The organism is Niabella agricola (assembly GCF_021538615.1).
GTDB classification, from domain to species: Bacteria; Bacteroidota; Bacteroidia; order Chitinophagales; family Chitinophagaceae; genus Niabella; species Niabella agricola.
On the sequence record NZ_JAJHIZ010000002.1, the window covers coordinates 668,913 to 685,764 of the forward strand.

The following is a 16,852-nucleotide window of genomic DNA, read 5'->3' on the forward strand; positions in this document are numbered from 1 at the left end:
GATAACGAACCGGTATCCGCATTATTTTATCAATTTCCTGGCGGTGCAGTGAGGACACTGCCCGGGGTGTGGGAATGCATTCCCTCTTGGAAAATCAGCGGGTTTTCGTAATTTACGGGTTTGTTGAACGTAAATCACCAATCAAATAAATTACGGGACACTATTTGAAATGGAAGCATGGATCACCGATCAAAAAGAACTGCAACCGGCCATACTGCTGGTTGATGATAATGAGGAAATACTGGATTATCTTGCCGCAGACCTGAAGGACCACTATACGGTATTAACGGCACGCGATGGCCGCGAGGCCTGTGCGATCCTGGATACCACATTGGTGCAACTGGTCATCAGCGATGTAATGATGCCACATATGGACGGGTTTGAATTTTGTGAAAAAATTAAATCCAGCCTGGAATACTGTCATATTCCATTGATCCTGCTTACGGCAAAAGATACCCTGCAATCGAAAATCCAGGGATTGAAGACCGGGGCCGATGCGTATATTGAAAAACCGTTCTCGCTGGAATACCTTTACGCCCAGGTGGAAAACCTGCTCGAAGGCAGGGCCCGCCTGAAAGCGTTTTATGCAAAATCACCCATGGCACATATCAGTAGTATGGCGTATTCAAAAATGGATATGGAGTTTTTGGAAACCCTGCATGCGCTGATCGTTCGAAACCTCGACGATCCTGACCTCGACGTAGAACAGTTGGCGCAGGGAATGAATATGAGCCGCCCTACCTTGTACCGCAAGATCAAATCCATTTCCGGCCTGGCACCTTATGATATCATTAACCTGACCCGGTTAAAAAAAGCAGCAGCCCTGATTGGTGAAGGGAACCACCGTATTAACGAGGTAGCCGAACGGGTGGGCTATAATTCTTCGAGCCAGTTCAAACGGAACTTCCTGAAGCAATTTAAAATGACTCCCTCGGAATATATTGAAAAAGTGGAGAGCGCTTTCAATAAGAACAAAGACCTTTGATGTTTATGTACCTGTATCTGCGCCGGCGGCAGCCGGCAGTGTTAGTATAAAGCTGTTCAGATCATTTTCTGCCCTGTATTCCAATGTTCCCTGGTGCAGTGCCGCCAGTGAGCGGGCCAGGGACAAGCCGATCCCGGCACCTGGTTGCGGGCCACCTTCTTTTGACCGAAAGAACGGGGTAAAGATCTTGCCGCGGATGTCTTCCGGAATCAGGCTGCCATCGTTGGATACCGTAATGATCACGTTCTTTAAGGTTGCGGAGGTTGCAACAGACACCTCACAACGCACCAACTGCTGTCCGTACTTGATAGCGTTATCCAGTAAGTTGCTGATGATTTTCGTGCAAGCATCTTCATCGGCGTATAAAGGAAGCACTGCTTCGGTGGTATGAAACTGGCAGACCATGCCCTTTTTTTCGGCGGCCGGTCCAAAGCTTTCCCAGATCGTTGCTGTTAGCTCTGCAATATTAATTGTAGCCAGGTGGAGGTCATAATTTCCCGACTCAACCCGCCGGAAATTCAGGAGTTGGTTGGTAAGCGTCAGCAGGCGTTCGGTATTGCGGTTCATTACGGATAATTCGCGTTCGGCCTCCGGCATTTTTCCTGCCATTTTCAATAGCTTATCCATAGGTGCTTTTATCAGTGTAAGCGGCGTGCGGATCTCATGCGCAACGGTTGTAAAAAAATCTACTTTGGCCTGGTTGAGCTCTCTTTCCTTATTCAGGGAAAAGAGCTGCATTTGCCGCCGCTGCTTTTCTTCCTGCCGCCGGTGCAGCAGTTTCAGTATACTGAAGAGTAATAATATGGTAACGATCACATAGAGTGTGTAGGCTGTCCGCGATTTCCAGAAAGGCGGCCGGATCTGCAGCCCGATGGATTTTTCATTGGATACCCACAGTCCGCTGCTGTTGGTGGAACGTACTTTAAGCAGGTATTTGCCCGGAGCCAGGTTATTAAAGTGAATCCTTCGCTCTGTACCAATTATGTTCCAGTTCTTATCCAGCCCTTCCAGTTTGTAGGCGTACTGCAGGTTATCCGGGGAAGTATAGCTGAGCGCTGCAAAATCAAAACTGAAAGTGGCCTGGTTATAATCCAGGACAATATCGCGCGTATTTAAAATAGAAGTACGGAGCGGGGAGCCGGGAGCCCCGGGCTCTACGTTCTTATTGAAAAGCTGCAGTTTTGTAAAATAGATAGTGGGAATATGGTGATTCGTGTTGTACTGGTTGGGATTAAATTGGATCAATCCCTTTACACTGCCAAAATAGAACATACCACTGCTGTCTTTATAGGCAGAACGGTGGTTGAACTGTTCGCTCACCAGTCCGTCGGTCTTTTTGAAGACCTTAATAGCCCCCGTTCTGCCATTGATGCGCACCAGCCCCATTGAGGTACTGGCCCAGATATGATGCCCCCGGTCTTCCAGGATCGCATATACCATATTGCCCGGTAAACCCGTACTGGTATTGAATAAACGGAAGGTTTTCCGGAGCAGGTCAATACAGTATAGCCCATTTTCGGTACAGATCCATAGTTGCTGCCGGTGATCTTCATAAAGGTTGAGGATGCGGCTTTCTTTCAGGAGGTCTTTTCCCCCGGTTGTCAGTGAAAGCCGCACCGGTTGTTGACGGCTATTGAGGTAAAACACACCTTCATGATGCGTGCCCAGCCATAAATGGTGCTGATGGTCTTCCATGATCGCGGAATAAAAAGCCTGGGTCGGAATGCGGTTGAAGGGAAGGAACTGCTGCGTACGGGTATCATACCGGAACAGCCCGTTGGCCGTACAGATAATGATATGCCCGGCCTTTGTTTTGTAGATGATATTGATGTAATTGCTGCCGATGCCTTTACCCGTACCATCTGTTTCAAAATGCGCCCGTATTTGTTCCCGCTCCAGGTCCATGATGTAAAGCCCGTGTTCAAAAGTGCCGATATACAGATAGCGCCCGTCTGCCAGTAATCCGTGAATATTTGTGGAGGCGATGGCCGGCTGCATCTTCTTTTCAATAAAGTTTTCAAACTGCCGGGTATGCCCGTTAAGTTTGATCAGTCCTTTATCCTCAGTGCCGATCCATAGGTTGCCATTGCGATCTTCAGTGATTTCCCGGATCACATTACCCGCGATCCGGTGTTTGCCTGGCGAAGGAAAATCTTTTTCAAAATGAAGGGCTGCATTCGGATGATAGTTGATACCTCCAAAATAGGTGCCGGCCCAAATACCGCCTTCGGTATCCTTGCACAGGGAATAAACGGCGTTGTCGGAAAGCGCATACGGATGGTGCGCAATCTTCTGGATATGCCGCGCCGTGTCGTACCGGCTGTTGTATATAAAAAGGCCGGACTCCGTAGCAACCCAGTATTCGCTGTCCCCGGTTTGAAGAATGCCCCGTACAAATAATTTTTTCCCGTTAAAAGTTGTCAGCCGGCTTGCCGCCCAGGTGCCGGTAGCGGGGTCAAACCGTTTTAACCCTTCCCGCGAAGTTCCGACCAGCAGGATGCCATCACTGCCTTCATAAATTTTTTCAATAGAGTTGTTATGCCCGGCCCCGGGGATGGGAGGCAGTATTTCAAAGCGATCCGTCGTTGCATGATAACGCGCCAGCCGTCCCTCGCCATAGCCCACCCACACTGTTCCATTGCGGTCGCAGAGAATGGAAGAACTGTTTTTGATGATTCCCCTGCCGGTTGCTGTAACCTTCTTTGTAGCAAAGTGGTATTGATAAAGCCCGGTGTCTTCTGCAAACCAAAGCCGTCCGCTGCCATCATCCTGGATGGCCCGTATCGTTTTGCCGGAAGAGCCTGGAAGCTTTTCGAAGTTTTCACCACTGGCGTTAAAAGAATAGATGCCTTTTTCAGTACCCACCCAAAGTGTTCCAGCTTTGTCTTCGTGCAGGTAAAAGATCGCGTTACTGCTTAATGAATGGGTGCCTCCGCTGCGGTAGATCTTAAACGCGTATCCGTCGAACCGGTTCAGTCCATCCGGGTGCCAAACCACATAAAGCCTTTTCTGTCCTGCAATGCGGCAATCACCGAGTTATGGGAAAGCCCCTGCTCCACCTCATAGTGCCGGAAATAGATGGATTGGCCACGCCCGCATACGGCCGTCAATGTAAGCAAGCACCATCCGATAATACGTAGCAGGTTCATCAAAAAAAAGATTGAAAAATGAATGCAACCGCTTTCTGCAATGACCAACTACCGGTACCTCTGAAGCCCGGTAGCAGCGTTGCTCATTACAGGAAGCGGCGTAAATTAATAAGATCTGCGTAAATATTAAAAAATGAGACGATTTGAAATGTTTTTGATCAGAAATGAAGGAAGGTATTTTTAGCGGCCGGTTAATTTTGACCTCCGGTTGCCGATGATTAAATAAACTGAATTTCTTGCATATGAAAGGGATCACTCCTTTAGGGATTGTGGCGATACTGCTTATACTGCACGTTTGTTCCATAGTGTTATTTCCGTTTAAAAGGCTGCAGCCTGGTCATGAGCGCATTTCGGGGTGATATTTTGTTCCGGGATTCAGTACAATAAATATGTTGAATGATATGATTAAGTCAGAACCTGCGATTGCTGTTTGGAAGCATTCCCTTACTGCCCGTACGGGAAAAATAACAGACGCTTAAAACCGGCCAGCCTGGAATTTTCGCTGTAGTCCCGCAGACGGCCTGGCCCGGGAATGCGTTACCGGCAGGCCCATCATAAATAGTGGTGATCCGTCCAACACTCCGCAGCCCGGCCCGTGGTTTGGCTTGTAAATAATGCTAAAAATAAAATACATACAAATGAAAAGATCTGGTTCCTTATTATTCAAATGGCTGTTTGGCCTGCTGGCGGTAATGGCGATGGCGGTTGCCTGCAAGAAAAAAGGTATGGTTGATACCACAGGCGGAACGCCTTATAACCCGGCAGAAGAGGTGCTTGTAACAGATTTCTTTCCCAAAACAGGGGGCAGCGGCCAGCAGCTCGTTATTTACGGGAAAAATTTTGGGAACAACAAGTCCATCGTCTCTGTCAAAATAGGTGGCAGAAATGCAACCACCATTAATGTGCACGATGATGCCATTTATTGTATTGTTCCGGATAAGGCGTATACGGGTGAGATACAGGTAAGCGTAGGAACGGGTACCGGGCAGGCGGTGGCTGTGGCAAAAGAAGCGTTCAGTTACCAAAAAAGAATGGTGGTAACTACCCTGGCCGGTAAGAAAGATGAAAGGGGCAATTACGATATAAAAGACGGCACTTTTGATGATTGTGGAGGCTTTTTAAATCCTTCATGGCTCACCTTCGATCCAAAAGATCCCAACCTGCTATATATAGGACAGGACGGAGGAGATATAAGACTGCTGAACTTTAACAGTAAAACAGTGACTACCCCGATCACGCGAGGCATGGGTGGTTGGGAGCGCATCCGGACAATTGCTTTTACGCCGGATAAGAATTATATGATTATTGCCAATGACCAGGGCGATGTGAATGGCAAGAGCACCTCCATCTTATCCCGGGCAACTGGCTTTAAAGACCCGCAGGTGCTCACTTCCTACAAGCAATGTAACGGGGCCTCTATACATCCTGTAAACGGCGAACTGTATTTTAACAGCTATGAAAAAGGACAGTTTTACCGGTTTGACCTGAACCGGTATTTGGCAAATCATGACCTGGGTATTAAAGATTACCAGGAGCTGTTTAAGATTCAGGACAATAGCTGGGAGTTTAATATTAACATTGCGCCAACCGGAGACTATGCGTATATCATCGTCATCAACCAGCAATATATATTAAGAACCGATTATGACTGGAATAACAAAACCTTTACGCAGCCCTATGTAGTGTGCGGGAAGCCGCGTTCGGCGGGGTGGGTTGATGGGGTAGGCACAACAGCCAGGTTATCCAATCCTTATCAGGGCGTATTTGTTAAAAATCCGGACTACGCGGGAAAAAAAGATGAGTATGATTTTTATTTCACCGAGCAATACAATCATGATATCCGTATCCTCACGCCTCAGGGAAAAGTGACCACTTTTGCAGGAAGGGGCAGTTCCAGTATTAATCCTGATCCGTTTGGCCATATTGATGGCGGGCTTCGCACAGAAGCCCGGTTTGACCGGCCGGAAGGGTTGGCCTATGACTCGGTAAACCATGTGTTCTATGTGGGCGATTGGATGAATCGTTGTATCCGGAAAATTTCATTAGAAAACTAAAAGATGATTGCTATGAAGAAATCGCTGATAAAAAAAATTACTGTTTTTTTCCTGCTGTTTTTTACCGTGATGACGGCCTTTTCCCAAAATGAACGGATGACGATTCATGGGAAGATAAGCGACAGGGAAAGTGGGGCGCCTTTGTCGGGAGTAAGCGTTTCGGTCATTAACTCGGCCGGGTTGGGTACGTTTTCAACAAAAGAAGGTTTATTCACCATTAAAGTGGAAGCCTACCATAAATTATTGTTCTCGTATGTGGGCTACGACACGGTGGAAGTACAGATAACCGATCAGGATAACGTGAATGTTTTGATGCAAAAGTCGAGCGCCAGCGTTATGGACGAGATCGTGGTTACCGGTACCCGCCTTGAGAAAAAAATCAATGTTACCGGCGCCATTACCACGGTGGATATGGACGCCATCCGGAAATCGGCCCCAAGCGCCAGCATCGTAAATTCACTGGCGGGCAATGTACCGGCATTATGGCGATGCAAACTTCCGGGCAGCCCGGGAAAGATATCTCGAATTTCTGGATCCGGGGCATCTCTACATTTGGAGCCAACAATAACGCCCTGGTGCTGATCGATGGATTTGAGAGAGACATTAATGAAGTAAACATTGATGATATTAAATCCATTTCTATACTCAAAGATGCTTCTGCTACCGCAATGTATGGGTCTAAAGGAGCCAATGGGGTGGTTTTGATTACCACAAAGCATGGGATCATGGTAAAACCAATATAAACGCCAAAGTCGAATCCTCTTATAACACCCGTACCATCACTCCTGAATTTGTGGACGGAAACACCTACGCCCATTTAATTAACGAAGCGCAGATAACCCGGAATCGTGCACCCATATATAGCCCTGTTGAGCTGGAGTTATTACGTTTAGGCCTGGATCCGGATTGTATCCGAATGTGGATTGGTCGCGTCAGTTATTAAAAGACGGAGCGATGACCTATAACGCGAATCTTAACCTGAGCGGAGGCGGTACTACGGCCCGGTATTTTGTGTCCGGTGCCTACCTGGATGAGAAGGGTATGTATAAAACAGACGATGCGATAAGAAAGGATTATAACACGAATGCTGATTTTAAAAAATGGACATACAGGCTCAATACCGATGTGAATGTTACCAGAACGACAATCTTGAAACTGGGTGTATCGGGCTCCCTGAGAAAAAGGAACAGCCCCGGTTTGGGGGATGCGGATGTGTGGGGAGAGCTGTTCGGCTATACCGCCGTTCGCACGCCCATCTATTACTCCAACGGATATGTACCGGCTGTGGGTACCGGCAATAAAACCAATCCCTGGGTAGCGGCCACCCAAACAGGTTATAATGAAACCTGGGAAAATAACATTCAAACAAATCTAACGGTGAACCAGGACCTGAACTTTATAACAAAAGGGTTGAAATTTGAAGGTAGTTTTGGCTACGATACTTATAATTCCAGCACGATCGAACGCCGCAAATGGCCGGAGCAATGGAGGGCAGAGCGGTATAGAGATGCTGCGGGTAACCTGGTTTTTACCAACATGTCTGGCCCAAGCGAACTGCAACAGTCAAGCAGCTCTAATGGCAGCCGCAGGGAATTCCTCATTGCGTTGCTCACTTATGGGCGCACTATAAAGAATGACCATAATATAGGGGTGGACCTGCGATATACACAGGAAGCCAATACCTTCACACAAAACCTGGGAACGGATATTAAAAACGGGATTGCCAAGAGAAACCAGGGCGTTGCAGGCCAGGTATCCTACAACTGGAGAAATAAATACTATGCAAATTTTAATTTCGGCTATACCGGATCGGAGAATTTTAGTCCCGGGCACCAGTTTGGTTTCTTTCCCGCGGGTTCAGTGGCATGGAATATTGCCGAAGAACGCTTTATTAAAGATCACTTAAAATGGATCAATTTCTTTAAGCTCCGTTATTCTTATGGTAAGGCAGGTAACGATAACCTGGGGAATAACCGGTTCCCGTATTTATATACGATTGCAGAAGGGCTGGGCGGATATGAATGGGCCGAATATGGCAACAATAAGAACTACGGAGGCTTAGGGTTTACCCAGGTGGCGTCGCCGTATGTGACCTGGGAAGTGGCGACCAAACAAGACGTTGGTCTGGATTTATCGCTTTGGAATGATCAATTTTCTATGACCGTTGATGCCTTTAAGGATGAGCGTACGGGCATTTATATGCAACGGAACTTCCTGCCTGGTTATGTTGGTCTTACCAGTGTGCCAAGTGCAAATGTGGGCGCTGTGCGTTCCATGGGTGTTGACGGGAATGTTACCGTGAAGCATAATTTTAATAAGGTAACTGTAACCCTGCGTGGTAATGTAACGTACAGCAAAAATGAAATATTGGATCGGGACGAGCAGCAAAGTGTATATCCCTACCAGATGCAAAAAGGATACCGTGTGAATCAAACGCGAGGGTTAATTGCATTAGGACTGTTTAAAGATTATGAGGACATCAGAAACAGCCCTACACAAACGTATGGTGTTTATCAGCCCGGCGACATTAAATATAAAGATGTAAACGGGGATGGCGTCATCAATGATGATGATATCGTTGCCATAGGCTCAACCAGCACCCCGAATTTAATATATGGCATGGCTGCTTCCGCAAGCTGGAAAGGGTTAGATGTGGGTGTACGGTTTCAGGGTGCGGGACAATCCAGTTTCTTTATCTATGGAAAAACCGTGTATGCATTCAGTGAAGGCGAATGGGGCAACATCCTGAAAGGTATGGTTGAAGACCGGTGGATATCGGCAGCTATTTCCGGAGATCCGGCAACCGAAAACCCCAACGCATCCTATCCAAGGTTAAGTTATAACGGAAATGGCAATAACTATCGCAATTCCACTTATTGGCTGCGTAACGGGGCCTATTTAAGGATTAAAAATGTGGATATTGGCTATTCGCTGCCTAAACAAATGCTCAACCGGATTCATATGAGCAGTTTGCGTGTGTATTGTTTGGGTACGAATTTATTAACCTGGGCGCCTTTCAAATTATGGGATCCGGAAACAGCAGATCCAAGAGGCGAAACCTATCCTTTACCCAAGTCGGTTACTGTTGGACTAACAATCGGTTTATAATATAAAACGTATTTTGATGAAAAAAATAACAACCATATCCGTTTTTGCTGCGGTGGTGACGCTGTTGATTTCCTGTAAAAAATATTTAAATACCGATCAGTATTTTAAGGATCGGATGACTTTAGATAAATCATTTAATAATGAAAAATATATTGAAGAATGGCTGGCAAACTCCTACTCCTATATTACCGAGATTAATGCCGATGTGGCCAGTAAAGGCTACGAGCCATTCAACTTTGGCGATGATATGTATTACGGCGACAGGGATGGAGCGTATGACCCGCAGAATGCCAACTCTTTGAATTATAATAAATTTAGTCTTGGCAATTATCATGAGGGCGATGTTCAGTCCTGGGCCAAATGCTTCCAGGGAATCAGGAGCGCTTCTATATTTATACAAAATATTGACCGGTCTACTGTAATAGACGCGGCCAGAAAAGCGGATTACAAAGCGCAGGCCCGGTTCTTACGCGCTTATTGTTACTGGATTTTACTCAGGAAGTACGGCCCTGTTCCCATTCTTCCTGATGAGGGCGTGGATTATACGGACAGTTATGCCGATTTAGCGTTGCCCAGGAATTCCTATGAACAATGCGCTGAATATATTGGCAAAGAAATGGTGCTTGCCGCCAGGGATCTGCCGCAAAACCGTGGTCAATTGGCCATTGCCCGGCCAACCAGGGGCGCCGCATTGGCAACCCGTGCCAAAGTATTTCTATATGCGGCAAGCCCCTTGATGAATGGAGGTAAGCTGAGTATGGACTATAAAGCACAATTGGTAGATGATAAAGGAACGCCGCTGCTTTCACTTACTTATGATGAGCAAAAATGGGCGCGGGCAGCCGCTGCGGCAAAAGATGTGATGCAGCTGGGTGTTTATTCTCTGTTTGTTTCGCCCTATAAGTCGTCGGGCACCATAACCCATCCTGCCACCATAGCACCTCCCTATAACGCAGCGTATTCGGAAAAGCCATGGCCGGAGGGATGGGCTGATATCGATCCGTTTGATTCTTATCGCGCTCTTTTTGATGGCGAAGTGCCGGCCTCTTCAAACCCGGAGCTGATCTTTACACGCGGGCAGAATCAATCCTCCGAGGGGATCAACGTAATGGTAGTGCACCAGTTACCACGTATAGCCTCCGGTTGGAACACACATGGATTAACATTAAAACAATGCGATGCTTATTATATGAACGATGGTGCCGATGTGCCGGGGAAGGGTATGGAGTATGGCAGCGGGGATGGCAGCCAGCGGGTAGGAGGTTTTGTAACCGATCAGGATGTTGCAGATGGGAGATATAAACCCCTGGCCTCCGGCGTGTCCTTACAATTTGCGAACAGGGAACCGAGGTTTTATGCTTCGGTAGCCTATAACGGCAGTGTATGGCATCTTACCAATGAGTCGCAGGTCAATAACAGGGAAAAGCAGGTTTTTTATTATCGTGGATCCGGTAATGGCTATACCAATACCATGTTTTGGCTGAGGACTGGTATCGGGGTAATGAAATATGTAAATCCGCAGGATACCTATGAAAATGGAAATTTGGGTAAAGTGGTGCCAAAGTATGAGCCGGCCATTCGCTATGCCGATATATTACTGGCCTACGCCGAATCTTTAAACGAATTGAACGGTTCCTATTCGATACCCAGCTGGGATAGTTCGACGGTTTATACCATTGCCAGGGATGTAGATGAAATGCGCAAAGGCATCAGGCCGGTCAGGATCAGGGCCGGGTTGCCCGATTATCCCGGTGCCATCTATTCAAGCAGCGCTCAACTACGCACGGCGATAAAGCGTGAGCGGCAGATTGAATTGATGGGTGAGCAGCAACGGTATTATGACTTGCGCAGATGGGAAGACGCAGCTATTGAGCTAACCGTTCCTATATATGGCTACAATACACTGATGACCGCAACTCAAAGAGATTTATTTCATCAGCCGGTGGCTGCTTTTGCACTCCAAAGCACCTTTGCCTCTAAAATGTATTTCTGGCCAATTGCCATCGATGAACTGAGGCGTGATGCCCGTTTAACGCAAAACCCGGGCTGGCAAACTTATAAATAATTAAAACAGCTATGAATGAACCGTTCATTATAAAATTTCATTTTATTACAAAAGGAATGAAAACTTTATACCGGATAAGTTCCATTCGGCCAAAATCAATAAAATAGTTACGAATGAAAAAGATCGCTGCATTCCTGTCTGTCCTGTTTCTTTTGGGAAGCATAGCCTGTAACAAGGATTGGGTTTCCGAACAATTTAAACATTATGTTTCTTTTAAAGCTCCCATTAATGGCGATGATGTTACGCCCATTCATATCCGCTACAAGCCGGACGGCGCTGTTAATTATCAATTGCCGGTAATCGTTAGTGGTTCAACGAACAACGACAATGATTTACTGGTACATATCGGGGTAGATTCCGATACCCTGATCGCCTTCAATAATGCGAATTTTCAAAACCGAACAGATCTCTATTACAAAGAGCTGACAAGTCAGTATTTTACGATTCCTGGTACCGTGTCCATACCAAAAGAGGCCAATACCAACACGATAAACATCGGGTTCTCTCTTAAAAATATTGATCTGGTAAACAAATGGATTCTCCCGCTGACCATTCAGCCTTCGGATGGTTACACACCCAACCCGAGAAGGAATTACTCGAAGGCATTATTGAGGATCGTTCCTTTTAATGATTATTCGGGGGTGTATAGCGGTACGGCCCTCAAAATTTATTTGAAAGGAGAGGAAAACGGATCAGCAATCGTGAAGAGCGAAATAGAAGCTTATGTTGTTGATGAAAATTCAGTATTTTTCTACGCCGGCACTGTAGACGAAAACAAAACCGACAGAAGATATTATAAAGTATACGCCCATTTTGATGATCAGACCAAGGAAGTTACGCTTCGTTCTGATAACCCTTCGATGAAGTTAAATGTAAATCAAAAAATTTATTATACGGTTGAAGATGTTAAAGATGAGCTTCAGCCCTACCTGGTTCACCGGTATGTGACCATCAATAATATTGATTACAATTTTACCGATTATACATCTGCAGCCAATGCGTCCATCGATTACACGGTTCGCGGATCGCTGATTATGGAAAGAAAGATCAATACACAGATACCGGACGAAGATCAGGCCATCCAGTGGTAAACGCTACTACCGGAAGTGAACCTGCAGGTGGATATTGATATTCGGTTTGATACCTGATTAAGTTTTAAAAGCGTTTTGAAAGATTATATGTATTGTTTACGTCTGCAGACCGAACCGTTTAACAGCATTCCCGATATCATTAGGAGGTTGAGGGGCTGCACAAAGCTGGGAAAGCAGGCCGTCACAATGCATGATTTTACGAAAACAGTGATATGAAAAAATATAGAACGATTGCTTTATTGTTGGCGGTATTTTATTTTTTGCGGGTGCTCGGCCAGGAAAAATCAACCGCGCAGTTTTGGGGCGTTTGGGAATTAAAAGAGCGAAAAGTGCCGGGGCAATCTGATTTTACACCCGTAAGTCCCGGGCAATACAAATTGTTTACCAATGATGGTACTATGCAGTTGTTCCAGGTTACCGGAAAGGGAACAGTGATTACCTCTTATGGCACTTACCGGTTGTTGACGGACTCAACATTTGAAGAATCATTTACAAAATCGATCTATTTTAATAATCCCAAGCCGGGTATTACCGGGTATAAATTTTTAACACCCGGAAAATTGAGTTCGAGGTTTGGCAGGCCCGTGCGTATAGTGAGGAAATATGGGCGCGGATCCCTTATGCAGGTGATACAAAATAAAGGTGGCCTGCCTGTCAGAGGCTTGCTTTTTGAATAGCGTGGAATATTGTCTTTCTCTTTTCTTGTTTCCTGAAAAGAAAGGGATACGCTTCGTTTGTACATTTGTGCTTTACCTTGTTGTCACACCATACGGGTAAGAACCGGTACGGTGTCCTCTTATTATGTAATCAAAAAATGAAAAGAACGGTGGCCTGCCTGCGGATAATCTTTTTAGTGATCCTCTGTTTGGGACTGTGTTTTCCCGGAGCTGCACAATCCAAACGACCCAATATCGTACTGATCCTGGCTGATGACCTGGGCTATTCGGACCTGGGTTGTTATGGCGGCGAAATTGCAACGCCTAACCTGGACCGGCTGGCGGCAAACGGCATCCGGTATGCCAGTTTTTACAATACTTCGCGCTGCTGTCCTACAAGGGCGGCCCTGCTTACCGGTATGTACAATCACAATGCCGGTATCGGCGAAATGACTACCAACCGCGGGCTGCCCGGGTACCAGGGGGCGCTGGCGGTCGGTACCGTAACGCTCGCAGAAGTATTGAAGGCGGCCGGTTATCATACGGCTATGGTTGGCAAGTGGCATGTAAGCAATACACTGGAACAGCCCACTGCCGAAGCCCAGCTCCGCTGGCTCAATCACCAGGATATCCATCCTTATTTTTCACCGGTGGAACAATATCCCGTCAACCGCGGGTTTGAGCGGTATTTCGGAAACATCTGGGGAGTGGTGGATTATTTTGATCCCTTCAGTCTGGTAAGCGGCACCACGCCGGTAACCCGGGTGCCGGATCATTATTATCATACGGATGCCATTAACGATACTGCCGCTCAATACATCCGTTTATTGAGCCGGGAAAAAGCCCCGTTTTTTCTATACGTGGCGCATACCGCACCGCACTGGCCGTTGCAGGCCCTGCCGGAAGACATCCATAACTATGAAAACACCTATACGGCTGGTTGGGACGCCATCCGGAAACAGCGTTATCATAAAATGGCGGCGCTGGGATTAATTGACACTTTTATTACCAAACTTTCACCGCGCGAAGCCGGCACTCCGGACTGGAACGATAACCCGCATAAGGACTGGGAGGCCCGTGCCATGGCGGTGCATGCAGCGATGGTAGACCGGATGGACCAGGGCATCGGACGCATTATTACGGCATTGAAGCAGGAGGGGCAACTGGAAAATACGTTGATTATTTTCCTGAGTGATAACGGTGCCAGCCCGGAGAATGCAATGGCCTACGGTCCGGGTTTTGACCGCCCCGGTACTACCCGCAAAGGCGAACGCATCTGCTACCCGGTGAATAAGGAGGTGCTGCCCGGACCACAAACGAGCTTTACTTCTATCGGAGCCGCCTGGGCCAATGTAGCCAATACGCCCTACCGTTTTGCAAAAGCATCTTCATTTGAAGGCGGAGTGCGCACCCCCGTGATCGCCAGCTGGCCTAAGGGAATTACGGGCAAAGGCCGCATTGAGCGCACCACCGGGCACGTGATCGATTTTATGGCCACCTTCCTGGAGCTGGCATATGCCCGTTACCCGGCGCAGTATAACGGGCATGTCATAAAACCCATGCAGGGCATGAGCCTCGTGCCTTCATTCAACCAGAAGGCGGCCCCCGCATCGCGTATCCTTTTTAATGAGCATTTTGGTGCCCGTTACGTGCGGGATGGCAACCGGAAACTGGTTGCAGCACCGGGCAAGCCCTGGCAGCTTTTTGATCTGCAACACGATGCCACAGAACTGCATGACCTGTCTGCCCGCTTTCCGGAGCAGGTGCAACGCCTGAGCGCACTTTGGGAGCAATGGGCTCAGCAAAACCATGTCTTTCCTAAAAAGAAGTAAACAGCGGCTTTCAACGGATGCAATAGTTGCAGGAGCCTTGGTTTTTACGTGCGCAATCGTTTCCACTACCATTGGATTTAAGAGGAGAATGATGTATTTTGCCTCCTACTCAATTCATTGTCATGCGTTATCTTCTAACAACAGTCTTGCTAAGCACTTTTAGTATGTTATCGGCACAGGATGTCAGCCTTGCCCTGCAGAAAGCTCCTCCAACGACCACCACGGAAAAGAACACGGGTTGGCAGGTCCTGAAAGGAGGCACCCGTGTCGGGTTTCTCAATAGTAATAAACGATACCCGCAAGATCGGGTGCCGGAAGGGACTCCCAAAAGTATGGAAACATTAGTGGCCTGGAAAGGAGAGCGGGTGCATACACAGTTGGGCGTATGGTCTGCAAAAGAAGTTCCGGTAACAGCGGCGGCGGGCGCGCTCAAAACAAAAAATGGTGCAGTAATTCCCGCTGACCAGGTTCAGATCGGGTTGATGGGTTATGTAATGACGGATGAATTCCGTAATGGCTGCGGGCACCGTAAACCGGAGGATTTTGATTCTTCGCTGGTGGCCGATGCCATTCATTTTGAAAAGACCAGCGGCACGGTAAAGCAAAACCAGGTACAACCCATCTGGGTAAGTGTGGATATACCTGCCGGTACAAAGGCCGGTAATTATGAAGGTCTGATCACCGTAAAAGCGGATAAGGAATATCAGTTAAAGCTGATGATAAAAGTACTGGATAGAACCCTGCCTGCTGCTGCAGACTGGGCGTTCCGGCTGGATCTGTGGCAGCACCCGGCGGCCGTGGCCCGGATACACAACGTGCCCTTATGGAGCGATGCGCATTTTGAACTGATGCGTAAGTATTACACTATGCTGGCAAAAGCCGGGCAAAAATACATCACTGCCAGTATTGTGAACGAGCCCTGGGGACATCAAACCTATGATGACTATCCCAGCCTGATCCAATGGACTAAAAAGAAAGATGGCAGCTGGAGCTTTGATTACAGTCTCTTTGATAAATACGTAACATTTGTAATGAGCACCGGCATCAACCAGCGCATCAACTGTTACAGCATGGTACCCTGGAAAGTGGCCTTCCAGTACTACGATGAAAGCCTGGGACGGGATACTGTATTTGCCGGAAAGATCGGCTCGGAGGAATACAATGCCTTCTGGACGCCGATGTTGAAAGATTTTACCCGCCATCTTAAGGCAAAGGGCTGGTTTGGTAAAACCACCATTGCCATGGATGAGCGCCCGATGGATGCGATGAAGGCCGTGATCAAATTGTTGAAGGGTATTGATAAAGACTGGAAGGTTGCTCTGGCAGGGGACTATCATGCCGAAATTGAAAAGGATATTGATGATTATTGTCTTGCTTCTGCACACCAGTTTCCCGCAGATGTACTGACGGCAAGGACACAGCGCGGACAACTAAGTACCTGGTATACCTGCTGCACCGAAAAATATCCCAACGGGTTTACGTTTTCGCCGCCGGCGGAACATGTATGGGTAGGCTGGTATACAGCGGCAAAAAATATGGAGGGCTACCTGCGCTGGGCTTATAACAGCTGGGTAGCAGACCCGGTAAACGACAGCCGTTTCCGAACCTGGCCTGCAGGAGATACCTACCAGGTATACCCCGGACCCGCAACTTCCATCCGTTTTGAAAAAATGATCGAAGGGGTTCAGGATTTTGAAAAGATCCGCATCCTGAAAAAGCAATACCAGGAGAGCGGTAATACTGCCAGGCTGCAACAACTGGAAGCAGCGCTGGCAACATTCGAAATTTCAAACCTGGCACACCAATCTGCAGCAGATATGGTTTTAAAAGTAAAGCCGTTGATTAATTAGCAGAGAACTGTTTCTGGTTTAACGTTCAAGGTTTAAGGTTGGCTCCGTATTTATGCTTGTTG

General features: G+C 47.3%; 12 protein-coding genes. 10 read left to right on the forward strand and 2 right to left on the reverse strand.

What is annotated here, in order from left to right:
• The first annotated feature begins 169 nt into the window (after positions 1-169).
• Positions 170-985: a response regulator transcription factor gene (locus LL912_RS03200; protein ID WP_235552114.1), complete on the forward strand. Its 816-nt coding sequence runs from the start codon at positions 170-172 to the stop codon at positions 983-985.
• Between the two features lie 3 nt (positions 986-988).
• Here LL912_RS03200 and LL912_RS03205 read toward each other — a convergent pair whose 3' ends face one another.
• Positions 989-3,982, reverse strand: coding sequence for a two-component regulator propeller domain-containing protein (locus tag LL912_RS03205; protein WP_235552115.1), 2,994 nt, complete (start codon positions 3,980-3,982; stop codon positions 989-991).
• Positions 3,958-4,134 (reverse strand): two-component regulator propeller domain-containing protein, encoded by a 177-nt coding sequence (locus LL912_RS03210; RefSeq protein ID WP_235552116.1) that lies wholly within the window; start codon positions 4,132-4,134, stop codon positions 3,958-3,960. Before LL912_RS03210 ends, LL912_RS03205 begins: the two co-directional genes overlap by 25 nt.
• A gap of 638 nt (positions 4,135-4,772) precedes the next feature.
• Between LL912_RS03210 and LL912_RS03215 the strand changes: the two genes are divergently transcribed.
• The 9 genes from LL912_RS03215 to LL912_RS03255 all read left to right on the forward strand — a co-directional run bounded on the left by LL912_RS03215 (position 4,773) and on the right by LL912_RS03255 (position 16,790).
• Complete coding sequence (locus LL912_RS03215; RefSeq protein WP_235552117.1) at positions 4,773-6,188, forward strand: IPT/TIG domain-containing protein; 1,416 nt, start codon at positions 4,773-4,775, stop codon at positions 6,186-6,188.
• A 12-nt stretch (positions 6,189-6,200) separates the two neighbouring features.
• Positions 6,201-6,770: a carboxypeptidase-like regulatory domain-containing protein gene (locus LL912_RS03220; protein ID WP_235552118.1), complete on the forward strand. Its 570-nt coding sequence runs from the start codon at positions 6,201-6,203 to the stop codon at positions 6,768-6,770.
• The gene (locus tag LL912_RS03225) at positions 6,677-6,931 is read left to right on the forward strand and encodes a TonB-dependent receptor plug domain-containing protein (RefSeq protein WP_235552548.1); all 255 of its coding nucleotides are present in this window, start codon (positions 6,677-6,679) and stop codon (positions 6,929-6,931) included. The genes LL912_RS03220 and LL912_RS03225 overlap by 94 nt, the downstream gene beginning before the upstream one ends.
• Positions 6,932-7,094: 163 nt before the next feature.
• Positions 7,095-9,296: a SusC/RagA family TonB-linked outer membrane protein gene (locus LL912_RS03230; protein WP_255785548.1), complete on the forward strand. Its 2,202-nt coding sequence runs from the start codon at positions 7,095-7,097 to the stop codon at positions 9,294-9,296.
• 16 nt (positions 9,297-9,312) lie between these two features.
• Positions 9,313-11,361, forward strand: a complete 2,049-nt coding sequence (locus tag LL912_RS03235) for a RagB/SusD family nutrient uptake outer membrane protein (protein ID WP_235552120.1) — start codon at positions 9,313-9,315, stop codon at positions 11,359-11,361.
• 113 nt (positions 11,362-11,474) lie between these two features.
• Positions 11,475-12,452 carry a DUF4973 domain-containing protein gene (locus LL912_RS03240; RefSeq protein WP_235552121.1) on the forward strand — a complete coding sequence of 326 codons (978 nt, stop codon included), beginning with the start codon at positions 11,475-11,477 and terminating at the stop codon, positions 12,450-12,452.
• Positions 12,453-12,664: 212 nt separating this feature from the next.
• Positions 12,665-13,129: a lipocalin/fatty acid-binding family protein gene (locus tag LL912_RS03245; protein ID WP_235552122.1), complete on the forward strand. Its 465-nt coding sequence runs from the start codon at positions 12,665-12,667 to the stop codon at positions 13,127-13,129.
• A gap of 137 nt (positions 13,130-13,266) precedes the next feature.
• Positions 13,267-14,940: an arylsulfatase gene (locus LL912_RS03250; protein ID WP_235552123.1), complete on the forward strand. Its 1,674-nt coding sequence runs from the start codon at positions 13,267-13,269 to the stop codon at positions 14,938-14,940.
• Between the two features lie 122 nt (positions 14,941-15,062).
• Positions 15,063-16,790: a DUF4091 domain-containing protein gene (locus tag LL912_RS03255; protein ID WP_235552124.1), complete on the forward strand. Its 1,728-nt coding sequence runs from the start codon at positions 15,063-15,065 to the stop codon at positions 16,788-16,790.
• Positions 16,791-16,852 lie beyond the last annotated feature (62 nt).